Genomic DNA, 17,803 nt, shown 5'->3' on the forward strand with positions numbered 1-17,803 from the left:
ATTTACTTGACACAGCAGCGTTTTACTGCTAGTTGACCAAACTCTGAAAATTGAATTCGTCAGCAAGCGTATACCCTAGAAATTGGCTTCGGAATATGCGGGCGAATAAACAATTAGGATGTTCCTTAAGAATCAAAGATTTCCGACGGAAATCTTTAATACAGGCAAGTAGCTCAGGGGGAGAGCGCCATCCTGACGCGGTGGATGTCCAGGGTTCAAATCCCTGCTTGCCTACCATTTTTAAATGAATGTGCATGTGCCGTAAATGCCGATAAAGAAAAGGGCATCAGCAAAAATGGTGATGCCCTTTTAAAATGAGATAGAATTGTAAATAGTGGCTTTTGAGTATTGATGATTATGAAAGTTGTTTTCCCGGATAAAAATGAACAGACGATTTCTGCGGGTGTGACTGTTGGCCAGGCCATCGGTGGCTGGAAAAAAGATGCTCTCGATTCCGCTGTCGCTGCCAGGGTGAACGGCGTCTCTGTTGATTTGAGTTTTGTCCTGAAAGAAGATTCAAAAGTCGAGCCGATCGCTATTTCATCGAAAGATGGTCTTTCCATATTGCGTCACAGCACGTCTCATGTCATGGCGCAGGCCGTCCAGGATGTGTTTAAGGGAGCTAAAGTTACGATCGGCCCGTCGATTGAGGATGGTTTTTACTACGATTTTGAATATGCTGAAACCTTTACGCTCGATGATTTTGAAAAGATTGAAAAAAGGATGAAAGAAATTGTCGTTCTTGATGTTCCTTTTATCCGGGAGGAAATGCCTCGCGAGAAGGCTCAAGAGTTGTTTGCGCAAAAGGGTGAAGATTACAAAGTTGAACTTATTCGTGATCTGCCGTCAGATGTTTCTGTCGTCAGTCTTTATAAAGACGGGAATTATGTCGATTTATGCCGCGGGCCGCACGTTCCGTCAACAGGGAAAATCAGAGCATTTAAACTACTGAGTGTAGCGGGGGCTTATTGGCGTGGCGATGAAAAAAACAAGATGCTGCAGCGCATTTACGGTACAGGTTTTGCCGATGAGCAGGCGCTTGCTGATTATCTGAATCTGCTGGAAGAGGCCAAAAAAAGAGATCACAGGCGTTTGGGCAGAGAACTGGATTTGTTTCAGGTTAATGACGAAGCAGGCGCGGGGCTGATAATTTTTCATCCCAAAGGCATGCTGCTGAGATATATCATTGAAGAGTGGGAGAGAAAAGAGCACTTAAAGCGCGGTTACGATATGGTCATGGGGCCTCAGATTCTTAAGGTCGATCTGTGGAAGAAATCCGGCCATTTTGATCACTACCGCGATAATATGTATTTTACCGAAGTTGACGAGCAGATTTACGGCATTAAGCCGATGAACTGTCTGTCTCATATGCTGATTTATAAATCGAAAATCCGCAGTTACCGCGACCTGCCGCTGCGCTATTTTGAATTGGGTACGGTTCATCGTCACGAAAAAACGGGCGTGTTGCACGGGTTGATGCGCGTGCGTCAATTTACGCAGGATGACGCTCATATTCTCTGCATGCCCGAACAGCTTAATTCTGAAATCCGCGCTATTGCTGATTTTGTCAATTATGCGATGGGTATTTTCGGTTTTGAATATGAAGTGGAATTAAGCACGCGGCCCCAGCATTCCATCGGGTCCGATGCGGATTGGGAACTGGCTACTCATGCGCTGGAAAATGCTTTAAAGGACAATCATATCAGCTATGAGGTGAATGAAGGCGACGGTGCTTTCTACGGGCCGAAAATTGATTTTAAAATCAAAGATGCTTTAAAAAGAAAATGGCAGTGTGCGACGATCCAGTGCGATTTTACGCTTCCGGAGCGTTTTGATCTGAGTTATATTGGCGCCGACGGCGAAAAGCATCGTCCCGTCATGCTGCATCGGGTTATTCTGGGTGCAATAGAACGGTTTATGGGCGTTCTCATCGAACAGTATGCGGGTGCCTTTCCGGTCTGGCTGGCGCCGACGCAATGTGTTTTGTTGACGGTGACGGACAAGCACATTCCTTACGCCCAAACGGTTTTTAACCGATTAATCGATGCCGGCATTCGCTGTGAGAAATATTTTGACAATGAAAAATTAGGCTATAAAATCCGCCAGGCGCAGATGCAGAAAATTCCTTACATGCTGGTTATCGGCGATAAGGAAATGGAGGCCGGGGCTGTTGCGCCGCGTCTTCGTGACGGACAGAATCTGGGCGCGTTGCCGGTTGAACAATTTATTGATTTAGTGCGGGAAATGTGTGAAAAAAAGAAGTAGAATTTTATTCAAGTACTAATTGCTGGGGAGGTGCCGTATAGTTAAGGATTTAAGAATCAACCGAGAAATAAAGTCAGCGACTGTAAGAGTTATTAATGAGGAAGGACAGCCACTGGGCGTTATTTCGCTGGATGAAGCAATTGCCAATGCGGAGAGAGTCGGTCTGGACCTGGTGGAAGTATCAGCCAACACCGAACCCCCTGTCTGCAAAATCATGGATTACGGCAAGTACCGTTATAAACAAAGCAAAAAAATCCATGATGCCAGAAAGGCGCAGACGGTTATTCATGTGAAGGAAATCCGTTTAAGACCCAAAACGGAAGCGCACGATTTGCAGACGAAAATAAACCATATTAAGAAGTTTTTAGAACAACATGATAAAGTGAAGATCTCGATGATGTTCCGTGGACGCGAAATCGCTTTTACAGAGATCGGCCGAAAATTGATGGACAAGATTAAAATTGCGTTGGCCGATGAATGTATTATGGATCAGGAACCCAGGCTGGAAGGCCGGAACATGGTCATGATTGTTTCACCAAAAAAATAATTTAACAGGAATGAAAAAGAGGTGAGAATATGCCAAAGATGAAAACACACAGAGGCGCGGCCAAGCGTTTTTCGGTTACCGCCAGTGGTAAGGTGAAACGCAGCAAGGCTTTTGCCAGCCACATCCTTACAAAAAAGACCACCAAAAGAAAAAGAACTTTAAGGAAATCCACGTTAGTGCATTCAACCAATGAAAGCGCAATCAAGAGGCTTATTCCTTATTTATAGTCGATAAAGCAATACAGAAGCTGTATTAATTGAGGAGAGTAAAAGAAAATGGCTAGGATAAAAAGAGGCGTCACCGCCCGAAAGAAAAGAAGATCAATATTAAAAAGGGCTAAGGGTTTCTTTGGCGCGCGCAGCCGTCTGCTTCGGACCGCCACAGAGGCCGTCAACAAGGCCCTGAGTTATGCCTATCGCGACCGCAGGGGTCGTAAAAGAGAATTTCGTCAACTATGGATAGCGCGCATCAACGCCGCCGCACGTCTGAACAATATCTCATACAGTCGCCTGATGGACAGCATGAAGAAAGCAGATATCATGCTGGATCGTAAGATTCTGGCTGAACTGGCTGTTAATGACCCGCAGGGTTTCGCAAAGATCGTGGCCACAGCTAAAGGCGAGCAGGCTGCATGATTGGCGATCTTCAACAACTGGAAAAGGACGCTTTGGCCGAGCTTATAGATGCCCGGACGGAAGATTCGATTCTGGCTGTAAGAACAAAATATCTGGGCCGTAAAGGTCTGCTCACCGGTCTGTTAAGAAATATTGCCCAGGTTCCGGTTGAGGAGAAACCTCTGTTCGGAAAACGCTGCAATGAAGTAAAAGAGATTCTGGAAACAAAAATTACTGAAGCTCTCGAATGTCAGATGCAGGGCAAAAAAGAAGAAATTCTGAACAGGGAAAAAATCGATGTTACGTTGCCCGGCAGAGGCATTCGTCCGGGTAGAGTTCACCCTGTCATCCAAATCCGTCGTGAAATTTGCGATATCTTCGCTTCTTTCGGTTTTTCTGTGGTCGAAGGACCGGAAGTTGAGTTGGACTATTACAATTTTGAAGCGCTCAACATTCCCAAGGATCATCCCGCAAGGGATATGCAGGATACCTTCTATATCGAGGATAATATGGTCCTGCGCACCCATACCTCACCGGTTCAGGTAAGGATTATGGAAAAGGTGCAGCCTCCCGTGCGTATTCTGTCGCCGGGACGGGTTTACCGGCCGGATTCGGATGTTTCCCACACACCCATGTTTCATCAAATTGAAGGGCTGCTGGTTGATCGGGGAGTAAGTTTTGCCGATCTGAAAGGCATCCTGACCGCTTTTCTCAAAAAAGTATTCGGTGACGATACGATTTTGCGTTTTCGTCCCAGTTTTTTCCCCTTTACTGAGCCGTCTGCGGAAGTCGATATTTGTTGTGTTATTTGTAAAGGCAAAGGATGCCGTGTCTGCGGACAAAGCGGCTGGCTGGAGATTTTAGGGTCCGGCATGGTCGATCCTGCTGTTTTTAAAAATGTCGGTTATGATGCCGAAGTTTATTCCGGGTTTGCCTTCGGACTTGGGCTGGAACGCATCGCCATGCTGAAATACGGCATTACCGATATCCGTCTTTTGTTTGAAAACGATATTCGATTCCTTAAACAATTCTAGGAGAGCTTTATCTCATGCTCGTCAGTCTCAAGTGGCTTAATGATTATATTGATCTGGAATTAACGGCGCAGGAACTTGCTGACCGCTTAACAATGGCCGGTCTGGAGGTCGATGAAATCAAAACGCTGGCGCATAAATTTGCAGGTGTCGTGGTCGCCAGGATTTTATCCGTCAGACCGCATCCTGACGCGGATAAACTGTCTTTGTGCGATGTGACGGATGGAACCGGGACGTACCCGATTGTCTGCGGCGCTAAAAATATTAAAGCCGGGGATGTGGTGCCTCTGGCGAAAGTCGGAGCGGTTATTCCCGGTGGATACACGATCAAATCAACGGTATTGCGCGGCGAGAAATCCGACGGCATGCTCTGTTCGGAGGCGGAACTGGAAATCGGTGATGACGCGTCCGGTATCATGCAATTACCGGCAGGCCTTGCACTCGGGACGCCACTGGAGACGGCCCTGAATCTGGGTGATACGGTCCTGGATGTCAGTGTTACACCGAACCGGTCCGACTGCCTGAGCATGATCGGTATGGCCCGTGAAGTTGCCGCCTTAACCGGTAAGAAAGTAAAAATGCCGGCTGTTAAAATCAAAGAATCAGACGAAGATATTTCTTCGCTTTCAGCGGTATCTATCGTTGATGCGGATCTCTGCCCGCGTTATTCCGCCCGGATGATTAAAAACGTTAAAGTCGGCGATTCTCCGGTATGGATAAAAACTCGGCTGGAAGCCGCCGGGCTGCGCGCGATCAACAATGTTGTTGATGTGACGAACTTTGTCATGCTGGAAATGGGTCAACCGCTGCACGCTTTCGATTTCCGTTTTCTGGAAGAGGGGCGCATCGTTGTGCGAAAATCAAGAACGGGCGAAGAATTTGTTTCGCTCGATGAAAAAAGCCGTATCCTGCCGGAAGACACCCTGTTGATCTGCGATGGCCGGAAACCTGTTGCGATTGGCGGAATTATGGGCGGTCTCAATTCAGAAGTGAAGGAAGACACGCAGGTCATTTTCCTGGAGAGCGCTTATTTCAATCCTTCATCCATTCGCCGTTCGTCGCGCCGTATGGCGATGCCGACTGATGCCGCTTTTCGTTTCGAGAGAGGCATTGACCCGGAGGGCGTAATTCGGGCACTCAATCGCGCGGCTCAATTAATTGCTGAACTTTCCGGCGGTTCTATCTGTAAAAATTATCTGGATGAATATCCGGAAAAAATAGCGGTTGTGGAAAACATTCCCCTGCGTCTGGACAGAATCCGTGAAATGATCGGCATCGACATTGCGGCCAAAGACGTTGTTCGTATTCTAAAGAGCATCGGTATGACCGTACGGCAGGAAAGCAAGGGAAAATACTGCGTAACGCCGCCAACGTATCGTGTGGATATTGAGAGAGAAATTGATCTGATTGAAGAAGTTGTGCGTCTTTATGGTTATGATCGCGTGCCGGTAACTCTGCCGGCCGTTTCGGTGACAGAGATGGCGGTCATTCCGCGCCTCGATCTGGAGGCAAGAATCCGTCAGTTGTTAATCGGCAGCGGTTATTCAGAAATCATCAATTACAGTTTTACATCGCCTGCCTCGGTCGATTATCTGTGCCTGTCACCAACCGATGAACGCCGCAAGTTTGTGGTCATCAAGAATCCTCTGACGGAAGAGCAATCGGTGATGCGGACAACTCTGGCTTACGGATTGCTGGAAACACTGAAAAAAAATATTAATAATGCATCCTTCAATTTAAAAATATTTGAAATAGGGCGGATATTCCTGCATCGCAAGGCGGGAGAACTGCCGGAGGAAAAAAATATCCTGGCCGGCCTTTTAACGGGGAAAGTATCGGAAGACCTCTGGGGATCAAAAGTGAACGTTGATTTTTATGATCTCAAAGGCTGTCTGGAAAATGTCTTTTATGATTTGAAACTGGAACAGTGCCATTATCGAGCTTGCGTATCGGAACAATTTCTTCATCCCGGTCAATCATGCGGCCTGTATGTCAATGAGACGCAAATAGGTTACCTGGGCCAGGTGCATCCGGAAGTAATGCAGAAAGCAGATATTAAGGGAACTGCGTATGTGTTTGAAATTAATCTTGATATATTAGAAAAACAGATATATAAGCAAATCAGTTTCAAGGAAATATCTAAATTCCCGGCTGTTACCCGTGATGTCGCTTTTGTCATTCCTGTGTCGATGGAAGCCCAGCAGATGCTGGAAATTGTTTTGAGTCAACGTGAAGATTTGCTTGAAAATGTGGGGATATTTGATATATACGCTGGCAAAGGTCTTGAAGAAGGGGTAAAGAGTTTGGGGTTGAGATTTTCCTATCGTGCTCTTGACAGGACTTTAACGGATACGGAAATCAATTCTATTCACGACAAAATTATGCACAACACTGTCCGACTAACGAGTGCAAAAATAAGAGCCTAACAGTTTACATGACGTTAAAACGGAGGAAAAGAAATGACGAAAATTGATATTATTCAGAATGTTTATGAAAAACTCGGTTTTTCCAAAAAAGAATCAGCGGATATTGTTGAATCCGTGTTTGACATCATCAAAGACAGCCTTGCGCAGGGCGAGAGAGTAAAAATATCCGGATTTGGAAATTTTATGGTGAAAGAGAAACGCGCAAGACGCGGCCGTAATCCCCAGACCGGACAGGAAATATCCATTACCGCGCGCCGGGTTTTGACTTTTAAATCCTCCCAGGTTTTGCGTAAATCTTTAAACGGTTAATAATTTTATTCAACTGCACCGTTTATTCTGAAATTTTAAAAAACTATTCCCGTTCATTTTTGGACGGGGAGTTTTTTTATTTTATCAGGTTGCAGCTGTTTTTCTCCGTAAGGATTCGAGAATTGTATGGATAACATCATTCCCGAAAAGGCTTATTTCCGTATTGGAGAAGTGAGCAAAATTCTCAGTGTCGAACCCTATGTTATTCGTTACTGGGAAACGGAATTTAAAACGGTCAAACCGGTACGGACAAAGACGGCTCAGCGCCTGTACCGGAAAAAAGATGTAGAGGAATTATTAATCATCCGCGAGTTGCTTTATCAGCAGCGTTTCACGATCAGCGGGGCAAAAAAGCAACTGATGAAAATGCGCGGCGATGAAGAACCGGTGAGTGTATCCGGTCACCATGAAAAATTAACTTTAATTAAAAAAGAATTACAGCAAATCAGAAAGATAATGAGCTAAAAAGCCGGCAATGATCATTGCCGGCTTTTTAGCTTTTGAACAGCAGGAATTGTTATTTCTTCTTGTTTGCTCTTTTAGAAGCTTTGAGCGGGTTGATCTTCTGAGTTTCCTTAATTTCAATTTTAACATGTGATGCGGTCGGACAGTTACCGGTCATCCACTTGCTTTTCGGATCCGGATAGACCTTGCAGTATTTCCCTGTCTCGTATTCGAAAACCTTATTGCAATCCCCGCATTTGTCGATTATCACAACACAACTGCCGCCGAAGAAGCCACAGCCTTTTTTGCTCATGAAAGCGCATTCCACCCCATTTTTTACTGTCTGGCAAAGCATTTTACACGACCCCCCTTATATAATAAATAAACGATTTCTGAGACGTTGCGGAAAGGAGCATTAGTCAGGAAGCATCCACAGTCGCCGCTGATATTAAAACCGGCGTGTCCTTAACAGCAAAAAAAACCCCTGTCAAGAAAAATTAAAGCTTATCGATTTGATGTGATTAAATTGACTTAGTTTATCATTTATGTTAGTTCCTTCGGCACATAAAAGTAGAAAAATAATCAAGATATATGCGTCTGGGGCCGTCGGTATGAAAAGAGAGGCTTTAATTCAAATATTTATAAGGTCTTTTTTCATCCACGCTGCATTGAACTTCCGACGAATGCAAAATCTTGGTTTCGTGTATGCGATGATTCCGCTTCTCCGTGAGCAGAAAATGTCCGGAAAGGATGAAACAGAGATACTGACACGGCATTTGCAAATGTTTAATACGCATCCCTATTTATCGGCGCCGCTGATCGGCTCGATCGTCCGGATGGAGGAGCAAAGGCAGGATGTCACTTCCATCATGATGGTCAAGCAAAGTTTAATGGGGCCCTACGCAGCGATTGGCGATACTTTTTTCTGGGGAGCGCTCAGACCCTGCGCCGGAATATTTGCGGCTGGTCTGGCCTGGATGGGTTGGATGCTGGCACCTTTAGCCTTTATCGTGATCTATGAACCTATGCATATCTGGGTGAGATTGAAGGGCTTCATGGAAGGTTACCGCCAGGGAAAGCAGGGGATTGAATTTGTCCGTAGAATCGATTTGCCGCGCATTGCGGGTCGGGTGCGATGGTTGTCCCTGATCGTTCTGGCCGGTTTTGGCGCCTTGCTTTTGCAGAGTGGGTATTCGGCTTTTGCCGGAATGCAGCGGTTTGTTGTAGCGGCGGCCGCACTGGCTGTCATCCTGATTTGCTGGCTTTTGATTAAAAAAGGCGTATCGCAAATTTATATTCTATATGGAGCAGTTGTTCTTTTTTTGATTTTTTCAGCGAAAGAATTATTAATGTGTTGGAAATGAAGACATTTAAATTAAAAAATAAGTTAGGACTGCATGCGCGCGCGGCTGCGTCATTTGTCCGGATCGCACAGAAATATCGTGCGGAAATATTCATTGAGCGCAATGGTCAAACTGTTAATGGGAAAAGCATCCTGGGAATATTGACGCTTGCCTGTCCGATGGGCAGTATGATAACAGTAACGGCCGAAGGCGCCGACGCGGCCGGGGCTCTGGCCGAGCTTGAAGCGTTGATTGAAAATAAATTTGGAGAAGAATAAACCATAACATGACCGCTGACCAAGGGAAAAAAACATTTGTTCTTAAAGGGATTGGCGTTTCTCCGGGTGTTGTGATCGGAAAAGCTTACCGCTTTGATCCGCTCGATGCTCAGGTATCCTTTTATAAACTCAATAATGAAGATTTAATCCCGCATGAAATCGAACGTTTTAAGAAAGCTCTGAAAGAATCCTCAAAACAGCTTTTGGAAATTCAGGAAAACCTCAAAAAAACAAATGTAACTGAACCTCTTTATATTATTGATGTTCATGTTTTACTCCTATCGGACAAAAAATTTGTCAATCGCACCATCAAATATATCCGACGTTTGGGTGTCAACGCCGAATGGGCGTTGCGTATGACGCTGGATCATTATAAACAGATATTCGAGGGTGTCGAAGACGTTTATATCAGCGGCCGCATCAGCGATGTACAGTATATTGTTCAGCGGATCCTGCGCAATCTGTCCGGTGAGAAGCATGAAATTGTCTGGGAAGTCGGTCAGGAGGGGGTCGTAATCGTTTCACACGATTTGTCGCCGGCCGATACGGCTCAGATGAAACTGGACAAAATCGTCGGGTTTGCCACCGACAGCGGTGGTCGCACATCGCATACCGCTATTGTGGCCAGATCGATGGAATTGCCCGCTGTGGTCGGTTTGGACAACGTGACCCGTTTTGTGCGGACCGGGGATGATATCATCGTTGATGGAACGTCGGGACTTGTGGTGGTCAATCCATATCCCGACATGCTCAAACGATATGAGGAAAAGAAGCGCCATTATGACGACGCCAAAGACGAGTATCTTAAATATGCGAAGCTGCCGGCCGTTACGCTGGATCGTCATCATGTTCAGATCGGTTCCAATATAGAATTTATCGAAGAGATTCCTTCCGCGATTTCTCACGGAGCAGAATACATCGGGCTTTACCGGACGGAATTTTTGTACATCTACCGGGATGATTTGCCGACCGAAGAAGACCATTTTAATAATTATCGTCAGGTGGTGACTGAGAAAAATCTGGCGTGGTCAACCATCCGCACGTTTGATCTGGGCGGTGATAAATTCCCCAACTACCAGAAGCAGGCTAAAGAACTCAACCCGCAGATGGGATTAAGAGCAATACGTTTTTGTCTCAAAGAGGTCGATCTTTTCAAAACACAGCTTCGCGCCATCTGGCGCGTGAGCGCTCTGGGCAAGGTTAAAATTCTGTTTCCGATGATTTCCTGCATCGAAGAAATCCGCGAAGCAAAACGTTTGCTGGATGAAACCCGTCAGGAGCTTTTGTCCCAGGGCGTGCCGATTGCCGACCGGATGGAAATCGGGGCGATGATTGAAGTGCCCGCTGCCGCCATCATTGCTGATCAGCTGGCGCAGGAAGTGGATTACTTCAGCATTGGCACCAACGATTTAATTCAGTATTCCCTGGCGATCGACCGTTCCAACGAAAGGGTCACCTATCTTTACGAACCTCTGCATCCCGCTGTTTTGAGGTTGATCAAGAGAATCGCGGATCAGGCTCATGAAGCAAAAATTCGCGTGGCCATGTGCGGAGAGATGGCGGGCGATCCTCTTTGCTGTCTGATCCTTTTAGGCATGCAGCTGGATGAATTAAGCATGAATCATCTGGCGATTCCCCGCATTAAAAGAATTGTACAACAGTCTACGCTGGCGGAAGCCAGGAAACTCCTGAAGCAGGCCATGACTTATAACAACGCGGGTGATGTGCGGGCTTATGTTCAGGATTATATGAGCGATCGTTTTCCGGATGAATTTCAAAAGAAAGAAACATAAGCTTCAGACGATTTTTTGCAGATAACTCCACAGGAAGAAACCGGATTAATTATGAGTGAAAAAGGGTCAGCAGTTGCCGATCATCATGAAGATGAATATTACGCCGGCTGTATTTATGACAGACAGAATTTCTGGCTTTTTCGACCGGCTGAAACATATCTTTCACGTGTTTCCATTTCCGATGAGGATGTCAAGACTCTCCAGGAGCTTGCCGGTCAGGGCGTTATCATTTACGCCATTAAGCAAAGAAGCAAGCTCAACAGCCTGATCATTGCCGAACTGGCCGGCCGTAAGGATCTGCCCAGGCCGGTGTACTGTCATGGCATGAACATGTCCTTCTGGCAGCCTCTGTCCAAGATGATGAAGTTTTTCTGGTCATCCTTTTTGCGCCGCTTCCGTAAAAATCAGGTCATCCGTCAGGGCAAACTGGATTTTCTGGCAAGAAAAGTTGCCGGTAAAGAAAGCATCATCATCCATTTAGGTGAGTCGGAGTTTATTGACAGTGCGTCCGCTCAGGATGCCCTGGCCACTCTGATCAATCTTCAAAACAACGTACCCTTTCCCATATTTATCGTGCCCGTCCTTGTGGCTTACGGTCGCCGCCGGGAAAAGGAAGACGAAAGCCTGATTAACATCCTGTTCGGACAGACAGAGCATATCGGCACGATTCGACGGTTGATTACGTTTATACGCTATTCCCGGCAAGCCTTTGTGGTTCCCGTAAAGCCGATCAACCTGACCGATTATTTATCCGTTAACCGAAACATTACCGAAGACGAAATGATCCTGTCATTGCGCGGAGAACTGATTGACCGGATTGAAGAAGAGAAAACAGCGATTGTCGGACCTGCCTTGAAATCCTGCGAGGAACATATCGGCATGGTGATGCATGATCCAAACCTGAACCGTTTTATGGATGATTACGCGCAGAAGACAAAAAGAGACAGGGCAAGCATCGCAAAAGAAGCCCGCCGTTATCTTTATGAAATTGCCGCTGATTACCAGGAAATGTTCATTGAAATCTGGGTGAAAGTCCTTACCTGGATATGGAATACTGTTTATGACGGTTTGTCCGTTGACTCCGAGGGGCTGGCCAAAATTCGCAATTTGTCCAAGAAAATGCCTTTTGTCATCATTTCCTGTCACCGCAGTCATTTTGATTATCTGCTGCTGTCTTACGTCTTTTTCAAAAATAATATTCAGATGCCGTTCATTGCGGCGGGCAACAATCTTTCTTTTTTCCCTTTAGGTTACATTTTCCGGCATTCCGGCGCATTTTTCCTGAGACGCAGTTTCCGCGGCAACGACCTCTATGGAGAAGTCTTTTCCAAGTATATGGCCACACTTCTGCACGAGGGCCTTCCCCTGGAATTTTTCATCGAAGGCGGCAGAAGCCGCACCGGAAAGATGGTCATGCCCAAATACGGACTCTTGTCCATGATTATTCAGGCCTACCAGGACAAATATTGCGAGAATCTGGCTTGTGTCCCCGTCTATATCGGATATGACCGGGTCATTGAAGAACGTTCCTATCTCCAGGAACTGTCCGGGGCGCCCAAGGTTCAGGAAAACACCGTTGAAATAATCAAAAACACCAAAATCCTGCGCAAGCGATACGGCCGGGTTTACATCAACATCGGCGAGCCGATCATCATGAAAGACTATCTGGCGGCGCAGGATAAGCCCATGGATCAGATGACGCTGGACGAGCGGCAGAGCCTCTACCGGAAAATCGGGTATGAAACCGTTCTGGAAATTAACAAGGTTTCAGTCGTTACGCCGTTTTCAATGGTGGCATCCGGTCTTTTGAGTCATGACCGGCGGGGAATCTCTTACGATGAGTTGAGCAACATTCTAAACGAGTTCTATGAGTATTTGTCCACTAGGCAGGTTAAATTTGCCGCGACGTTTGCGCATCGGGAAAAGGCAATTGACGACGCTTTGAACATCTTTAATTCGACCGATATCATTTCCAAAATTGAAGCTGATGAAGAAGAAGAGGAAATGCAGGAGGTTGTTTATTCTCTCGCGGATGCTAAAAGGCTGAATTTGGAGTACTACAAAAATAATATTTTACATTTCTTCACACCCATTTGTTTTGTGGCAACGTCCATGGTGAAAAATCCTGAAGATGCCATGTCCTTAGCCAAGATTATGGGAGACTATAAGTTTCTGAAATGGCTCTTATGGAATGAATTTATTTTTGACGAAACCCGGGATGACGTGGATGAAGTGAATGATGTCCTGGCTTATCTGCATACGAGATCCTTGATCGTCACAGCCGAGCGTGAGGGCGAGGTCTGGATCGAAGTCAAAAGCAAGGGCGGCGCCAAGCTCAAGCCTTTTGCCGGGCTCATTCATAACTATCTTGAATCCTGCTGGATTGTCATTCGTGGTATGGTTTATCTCAAGAAAAAACCTCTGACGCAAAAAGAATGGCTGGCCAAGATCAGGCCTCTGGGCGACCGGATGTTCCGCAAGGGAGAAATCCTGCGCGCCGAAGCCCTTTCCCAGGTCAACTATCAAAATGCCATTAAATTTTTGGAAGATGCCGAACTGATTGTATCGTCAGCCGGAGAAGAAAAAGGCGGCAAAACCGTACTAACCTACACGCTGACTGATAATCGTGCGCAACTGGAAGTGGTGCGGCGCCGCCTGTTTAAGTTTCTCTAGTGCTGTATAGCCGGTAAAATCTCGTTATATCGACCATGCGAATGAACTTTCCCATCACCCGGATTGAAACACCGGCGGGACTTATAAAAAAGGCGATGTCCTTATCGCAGGGACATGGCCTTTTTTATAATCTGATGTTCGACTATTTTTTCTTTCCGGATTTAGCTGGTTTCTTAATGCTGTAGAACGCGTCTTTTGCGCGATAGCAGGCCGCATCACCCAGTTCTTCTTCAATGCGCATCAGCTGGTTGTATTTGGCCAGCCTGTCTGTGCGGGAAAGGGATCCGCTCTTGATCTGGCCGCAGTTGGTGGCAACGGCGATATCCGCCATAAAGGTGTCTTCCGTCTCGCCCGAGCGGTGCGAGACGACACAGGTATAGTTGGATTCTTTCGCGCGGCTCATCGTTTCCAGGGTTTCAGTCAGCGAACCGATCTGATTGAGCTTAATCAGGATGGAGTTGGCAATGCTCAGTTCGATGCCTTTTTCCAGACGTTTGACGTTGGTGACAAAAAGGTCGTCTCCGACGATCTGAACTTTGCTTCCCAGTTCATCGGTAAGCAGTTTCCAGCCTGCCCAGTCGTCTTCCGCCAGGCCGTCTTCAATCGAGATAATCGGATATTTAGATACCAGATCGGCATAGAACTTTACCATATCTTCAGCGGACTTCTGGGGTTTGGCTTCCGCCGCCAGAATGTATTTGCCTTTTTCATAGAAAGAACTGGCTGCAGAATCCAGAGCAATCATAATGTCTTTGCCGGGCTTATAGCCGGCTTTTTCAATGGCCGTCATGATGCATGTCAGAGCCTCTTCGTTGGATTTCAGATTCGGGGCGAAGCCGCCTTCGTCGCCTACGCTCGTATTGTAGCCTTTGCCTTTCAGTACGGCTTTCAAGGCATGGAAAACTTCAGCGCTCATGCGGATGCCTTCTTTGAAATTGGGAGCGCCTACCGGCATGATCATGAATTCCTGAATATCCACGTTATTATCGGCATGCTGGCCGCCGTTAAGAATGTTGCACATGGGCACCGGCAGAACATTGGCGTTTACGCCCCCCAGGTAACGGTAGAGCGGCAGACCGGATATTTCCGCACCCGCCTTGGCACAGGCCATGGATACGGCCAGGATGGCGTTGGCGCCGAGTTTTCCCTTGTTGGCGGTACCATCAAGTTCGATCATGGCAAAGTCGATATCGCGCTGTCTGCGGCAATCCATGCCGATAATTTCAGGTCCGATTTTGTGAAGAATGTTTTTAACGGCAGTTTCAACGCCTTTTCCGTTGTATCTTTTTTTGTTGCCGTCACGTAATTCCAGCATTTCATGCTCGCCGGTGGAAGCGCCTGAAGGCACGGCTGCCCGTGTTGTGAATCCTGATATCGTGGTCACTTCCGCTTCGACGGTAGGATTTCCGCGGGAATCCAGTATTTCCCTGGCATGAATATTAATGATTTCTGGCATATAAAAACCTCCTTTTTTGCTTTGCCACAACCTATAACAGAGAGACAGCTTGATTTCAAGGCGATATTGAGAATCTCCACGACGAATTACAGTGAACCATCCATCCGGGTGGAAGAGTATTATTAAAATGCCGCGATCGCTTACCGCTGTGATAATTTTCCGGGATGCTCTTGCGGCGGGATTCAAACCTGCTTGATTACTTTCAACAAGTCGGATAGAAAGAAACCGGTTTTTAACCATAAGGAGCCATGTTTGCAGACGGACATTGTCAAAAAAGATAAAAATACCAAATTGTTTCTTCATCTGAAAAAATGGATGGAAAAGGCGGTGCTGGATTATTCCATGATTGAAGAAGGAGATCGTGTGCTGATCGGTGTTTCAGGCGGTGCGGACAGCTACGCGCTCCTGGATTTACTTGATTCGCAGATGATTTTTGTGCCGCGATTTTCCTTCATCGCCGTCAACATAGATATGGGTTTTGATCCGGACTATATTGCCTACCAGGAGTTGGAAAAATATTTTCAGGAACATCAATACCCCAATGTGATGGAAAAGACGGACATCGGAGTGCTTTCGCATTCGGATTTCAACAGGAAAAACCCCTGTTTTTTATGTTCGCGTCTGCGGCGGAAAAGAATTTTTGAAATCGCGGAGCAAGAAGGCTGCAACAAGATTGCTTTTGCCCACCATCGCGACGACATTATCGAAACGCTGCTGATCAATATGTTTTACGGCAGGGAAATCAGCACCATGATGCCCAATCAAAGCATCTTTGGCGGCAAACTCCATATCATACGGCCTTTGTCATATTTGCGTGAGGATCTGGTTAAAAAATACAGCCGCGAGCGTCAGTTTCCTACGGTCAAAAACGCCTGCCCGAGCAGTGAAAAATCCAAAAGGATTTTTGTAAAAAAGCTTTTAAACGATCTGCAGCTTGATAATCCTGACATTCGCCACAATATTTTCAAAGCCATGAGCCACGTGAAACCGGATTATTTGCCGGCCTGGCCGAAAAAATAACACGATGGCATTTGGCACATCGACCTGAGGGCTTGGATTTCCGGTGTTGCGAATATGCTCTCTCACGCGATGAGCTTTCGAACGAAGCGGGAAATTTTGTTTTTAAAATTTCAAGATATTAAGATTTCTCATCCCGACGCATCGGGATGAGAAATGACATCTTTTCCGTTACGGTACAGTCTCGAAAGCGGAAATCGGGAATCTTAATTTGGTTCAAAGAACCTGGTGCTTGCGTTTAAAGTTGAAAATAAAATAAAGATAGCAATCCTGATTTTTTAAGGTAAAATTAAATTATGGCAAAAGAAAACACAGCACAAAAACTGATCGCGTCCAACAAAACGGCGCGCCTCAATTATGACATCGGCGATACGTACGAAGCCGGTATGGTTTTATCGGGAACAGAAGTTAAGGCCCTACGTGCGGGCAAAGCGAATCTCAAGGACAGCTATGCGGTCGTGAAAGACGATGAAGTTTATCTGCGCGAGATGCACATCAGTCACTACGATCACGGTAATCGCTCCAACCACGAGCCTTTGCGGCCCCGTAAGCTGCTCCTGCATAAACGGGAGATAAAAAAACTCTACGGCAAATCGCGGGAAAAGGGATTAGCTCTGGTTCCGCTTAAACTCTATTTCAAAAACGGCAGAGTGAAAGTGGAAATCGGCATCGGCAAGGGGAAAAAGTTATATGACCGCCGTGAGGATATCAAGAACCGCGAAGAACGCCGCACACTGGCCCGGGATTTTAAATCCAAACAAATCAAGATTTAATTTTTTTCAACAGACATGTCCGGCTGACACCATGACATCATGTCATTTCGACCGAAGGGAGAAATTCTTTGCTATGAAGGATTCCTCGACCCATATGTTTTTCGGAATGACAATTCCGGCATAGCTCGCTATGCCGATAAGGCCGAAAAAGCCATTTCTCCGGAGGTTAATCATGGAAGGAAAAAAAATCAGTGAAAGCAGAGTGTTTATGGGTCAGGTGATGAATCCGGAAAATGCCAACCCGGCAGGAAACGTTCACGGCGGTGACATCATGAAGTTAATTGACACCGCCTGCGGCGTCGCGGCCACGCGCCATGCGCGGGCCCATGTCGTCACCGCGTCTATCGACCGGATGGACTTTCATCATCCCGTGTATATCGGCGACTTTCTGATTTTAAAGGCGTCCGTGAATTTTGTAGGAAGGACCTCGATGGAAGTCGGTGTCCGTGTGGAAACGGAAAATCTGATTACCGGAGAGAAACGCCATACCGGTTCCGCCTATCTGACTTTTGTGGCGCTCGATGCCAATAAGCGTCCGATACAACTGCCTCCGTTGATTTTAGAGACGGAGGAAGACAGGCATCGCAATGTGGAAGCAGGGGAAAGAAGACAGATGAGGCTTGCGGAAAAGAAAAAAGAAAAGAAAAAACATGAAGAAGGCGGATATCGCTGACGCGATCGTTCTTTCCTTTGACAAACGGACAATAGCTGTCTATATTACAGTCAAACAAAACGAAGGGGGCGTAACGGTTTCGACGGGGACATTTGAAGTTGTAGAAGCGTGCCGAGGTTCCTACAGGCCTCGTTAAACAGGTAGGAAACATATAATCGCAG

General features: G+C 46.4%; 17 protein-coding genes, 1 tRNA gene and 1 other RNA gene (1 of these 19 cut by a window edge). 17 read left to right on the forward strand and 2 right to left on the reverse strand.

Annotated elements, in window-relative coordinates; all coding sequences use genetic code 11:
- The first annotated feature begins 162 nt into the window (after nucleotides 1-162).
- From CVU71_17725 to CVU71_17765, 9 genes are all read left to right on the forward strand, one after another.
- A tRNA-Val gene (locus CVU71_17725) sits at nucleotides 163-237 on the forward strand.
- Nucleotides 238-351: 114 nt separating this feature from the next.
- Nucleotides 352-2,265: a threonine--tRNA ligase gene (locus CVU71_17730; protein PKN17134.1), complete on the forward strand. Its 1,914-nt coding sequence runs from the start codon at nucleotides 352-354 to the stop codon at nucleotides 2,263-2,265.
- Between the two features lie 37 nt (nucleotides 2,266-2,302).
- The gene (locus tag CVU71_17735; protein ID PKN17159.1) at nucleotides 2,303-2,812 is read left to right on the forward strand and encodes a translation initiation factor IF-3; all 510 of its coding nucleotides are present in this window, start codon (nucleotides 2,303-2,305) and stop codon (nucleotides 2,810-2,812) included.
- A gap of 29 nt (nucleotides 2,813-2,841) precedes the next feature.
- Nucleotides 2,842-3,039: a 50S ribosomal protein L35 gene (locus CVU71_17740; protein PKN17135.1), complete on the forward strand. Its 198-nt coding sequence runs from the start codon at nucleotides 2,842-2,844 to the stop codon at nucleotides 3,037-3,039.
- 48 nt (nucleotides 3,040-3,087) lie between these two features.
- Nucleotides 3,088-3,447: a 50S ribosomal protein L20 gene (locus tag CVU71_17745; GenBank protein PKN17136.1), complete on the forward strand. Its 360-nt coding sequence runs from the start codon at nucleotides 3,088-3,090 to the stop codon at nucleotides 3,445-3,447.
- Nucleotides 3,444-4,460 carry a phenylalanine--tRNA ligase subunit alpha gene (locus CVU71_17750; GenBank protein ID PKN17137.1) on the forward strand — a complete coding sequence of 339 codons (1,017 nt, stop codon included), beginning with the start codon at nucleotides 3,444-3,446 and terminating at the stop codon, nucleotides 4,458-4,460. Before CVU71_17745 ends, CVU71_17750 begins: the two co-directional genes overlap by 4 nt.
- 14 nt (nucleotides 4,461-4,474) lie before the next feature.
- Entirely contained in the window at nucleotides 4,475-6,883 is a 2,409-nt protein-coding gene (locus tag CVU71_17755) for a phenylalanine--tRNA ligase subunit beta (GenBank protein ID PKN17138.1), read from the forward strand.
- 33 nt (nucleotides 6,884-6,916) lie between these two features.
- On the forward strand, nucleotides 6,917-7,192 hold the full coding sequence (locus tag CVU71_17760; GenBank protein ID PKN17139.1) for an integration host factor subunit alpha: 276 nt from the start codon (nucleotides 6,917-6,919) through the stop codon (nucleotides 7,190-7,192).
- Nucleotides 7,193-7,318: 126 nt separating this feature from the next.
- On the forward strand, nucleotides 7,319-7,657 hold the full coding sequence (locus CVU71_17765; protein ID PKN17140.1) for a MerR family transcriptional regulator: 339 nt from the start codon (nucleotides 7,319-7,321) through the stop codon (nucleotides 7,655-7,657).
- A 52-nt stretch (nucleotides 7,658-7,709) separates the two neighbouring features.
- Here the strand turns inward: CVU71_17765 and CVU71_17770 are convergent, their stop codons facing one another.
- Nucleotides 7,710-7,991 carry a hypothetical protein gene (locus CVU71_17770; GenBank protein ID PKN17141.1) on the reverse strand — a complete coding sequence of 94 codons (282 nt, stop codon included), beginning with the start codon at nucleotides 7,989-7,991 and terminating at the stop codon, nucleotides 7,710-7,712.
- Nucleotides 7,992-8,181: 190 nt separating this feature from the next.
- Between CVU71_17770 and CVU71_17775 the strand changes: the two genes are divergently transcribed.
- Genes CVU71_17775 through CVU71_17790 form a run of 4 tightly spaced genes read left to right on the forward strand, consistent with a single transcriptional unit; the run spans nucleotide 8,182 to nucleotide 13,723 of the window.
- Entirely contained in the window at nucleotides 8,182-9,000 is an 819-nt protein-coding gene (locus CVU71_17775) for a hypothetical protein (protein ID PKN17142.1), read from the forward strand.
- Nucleotides 8,997-9,257 carry an HPr family phosphocarrier protein gene (locus tag CVU71_17780; GenBank protein ID PKN17143.1) on the forward strand — a complete coding sequence of 87 codons (261 nt, stop codon included), beginning with the start codon at nucleotides 8,997-8,999 and terminating at the stop codon, nucleotides 9,255-9,257. The genes CVU71_17775 and CVU71_17780 overlap by 4 nt, the downstream gene beginning before the upstream one ends.
- Nucleotides 9,258-9,265: 8 nt before the next feature.
- Nucleotides 9,266-11,050, forward strand: a complete 1,785-nt coding sequence (gene ptsP / locus CVU71_17785) for a phosphoenolpyruvate--protein phosphotransferase (protein PKN17144.1) — start codon at nucleotides 9,266-9,268, stop codon at nucleotides 11,048-11,050.
- 51 nt (nucleotides 11,051-11,101) lie between these two features.
- Nucleotides 11,102-13,723 (forward strand): hypothetical protein, encoded by a 2,622-nt coding sequence (locus CVU71_17790; GenBank protein ID PKN17145.1) that lies wholly within the window; start codon nucleotides 11,102-11,104, stop codon nucleotides 13,721-13,723.
- A 142-nt stretch (nucleotides 13,724-13,865) separates the two neighbouring features.
- Here CVU71_17790 and CVU71_17795 read toward each other — a convergent pair whose 3' ends face one another.
- Nucleotides 13,866-15,179: a phosphopyruvate hydratase gene (locus tag CVU71_17795; GenBank protein ID PKN17146.1), complete on the reverse strand. Its 1,314-nt coding sequence runs from the start codon at nucleotides 15,177-15,179 to the stop codon at nucleotides 13,866-13,868.
- Between the two features lie 252 nt (nucleotides 15,180-15,431).
- On the opposite strand from CVU71_17795, the gene CVU71_17800 reads away from it, so the two are divergent.
- The 4 genes from CVU71_17800 to ssrA all read left to right on the forward strand — a co-directional run.
- A complete protein-coding gene (locus tag CVU71_17800; protein PKN17147.1) occupies nucleotides 15,432-16,199 on the forward strand; it encodes a tRNA 2-thiocytidine(32) synthetase TtcA in 768 nt (255 codons plus the stop codon).
- A gap of 293 nt (nucleotides 16,200-16,492) precedes the next feature.
- Complete coding sequence (locus CVU71_17805) at nucleotides 16,493-16,969, forward strand: SsrA-binding protein (GenBank protein ID PKN17148.1); 477 nt, start codon at nucleotides 16,493-16,495, stop codon at nucleotides 16,967-16,969.
- Nucleotides 16,970-17,141: 172 nt separating this feature from the next.
- Nucleotides 17,142-17,642: an acyl-CoA thioesterase gene (locus tag CVU71_17810; protein ID PKN17149.1), complete on the forward strand. Its 501-nt coding sequence runs from the start codon at nucleotides 17,142-17,144 to the stop codon at nucleotides 17,640-17,642.
- 64 nt (nucleotides 17,643-17,706) lie between these two features.
- Nucleotides 17,707-17,803: a transfer-messenger RNA gene (gene ssrA, locus CVU71_17815) on the forward strand; it runs 110 nt beyond the window's last position.

This window comes from Deltaproteobacteria bacterium HGW-Deltaproteobacteria-6 (assembly GCA_002840435.1).
Classification (GTDB): Bacteria; Desulfobacterota; Syntrophia; order Syntrophales; family Smithellaceae; genus UBA8904.

Excerpts from the sequence above, each read along its gene's own strand:
- CVU71_17730 (PKN17134.1), top strand. The coding sequence starts at position 352 with ATGATTATGAAAGTTGTTTTCCCGGATAAAAATGAACAGACGATTTCT.
- CVU71_17740 (PKN17135.1), top strand. The coding sequence starts at position 2,842 with ATGCCAAAGATGAAAACACACAGAGGCGCGGCCAAGCGTTTTTCGGTT.
- CVU71_17745 (PKN17136.1), top strand. The coding sequence starts at position 3,088 with ATGGCTAGGATAAAAAGAGGCGTCACCGCCCGAAAGAAAAGAAGATCA.
- CVU71_17750 (PKN17137.1), top strand. The coding sequence starts at position 3,444 with ATGATTGGCGATCTTCAACAACTGGAAAAGGACGCTTTGGCCGAGCTT.
- CVU71_17755 (PKN17138.1), top strand. The coding sequence starts at position 4,475 with ATGCTCGTCAGTCTCAAGTGGCTTAATGATTATATTGATCTGGAATTA.
- CVU71_17760 (PKN17139.1), top strand. The coding sequence starts at position 6,917 with ATGACGAAAATTGATATTATTCAGAATGTTTATGAAAAACTCGGTTTT.
- CVU71_17765 (PKN17140.1), top strand. The coding sequence starts at position 7,319 with ATGGATAACATCATTCCCGAAAAGGCTTATTTCCGTATTGGAGAAGTG.
- CVU71_17770 (PKN17141.1), bottom strand. The coding sequence starts at position 7,991 with ATGCTTTGCCAGACAGTAAAAAATGGGGTGGAATGCGCTTTCATGAGC.
- CVU71_17775 (PKN17142.1), top strand. The coding sequence starts at position 8,182 with ATGTTAGTTCCTTCGGCACATAAAAGTAGAAAAATAATCAAGATATAT.
- CVU71_17780 (PKN17143.1), top strand. The coding sequence starts at position 8,997 with ATGAAGACATTTAAATTAAAAAATAAGTTAGGACTGCATGCGCGCGCG.
- ptsP (PKN17144.1), top strand. The coding sequence starts at position 9,266 with ATGACCGCTGACCAAGGGAAAAAAACATTTGTTCTTAAAGGGATTGGC.
- CVU71_17790 (PKN17145.1), top strand. The coding sequence starts at position 11,102 with ATGAGTGAAAAAGGGTCAGCAGTTGCCGATCATCATGAAGATGAATAT.
- CVU71_17795 (PKN17146.1), bottom strand. The coding sequence starts at position 15,179 with ATGCCAGAAATCATTAATATTCATGCCAGGGAAATACTGGATTCCCGC.
- CVU71_17805 (PKN17148.1), top strand. The coding sequence starts at position 16,493 with ATGGCAAAAGAAAACACAGCACAAAAACTGATCGCGTCCAACAAAACG.
- CVU71_17810 (PKN17149.1), top strand. The coding sequence starts at position 17,142 with ATGGAAGGAAAAAAAATCAGTGAAAGCAGAGTGTTTATGGGTCAGGTG.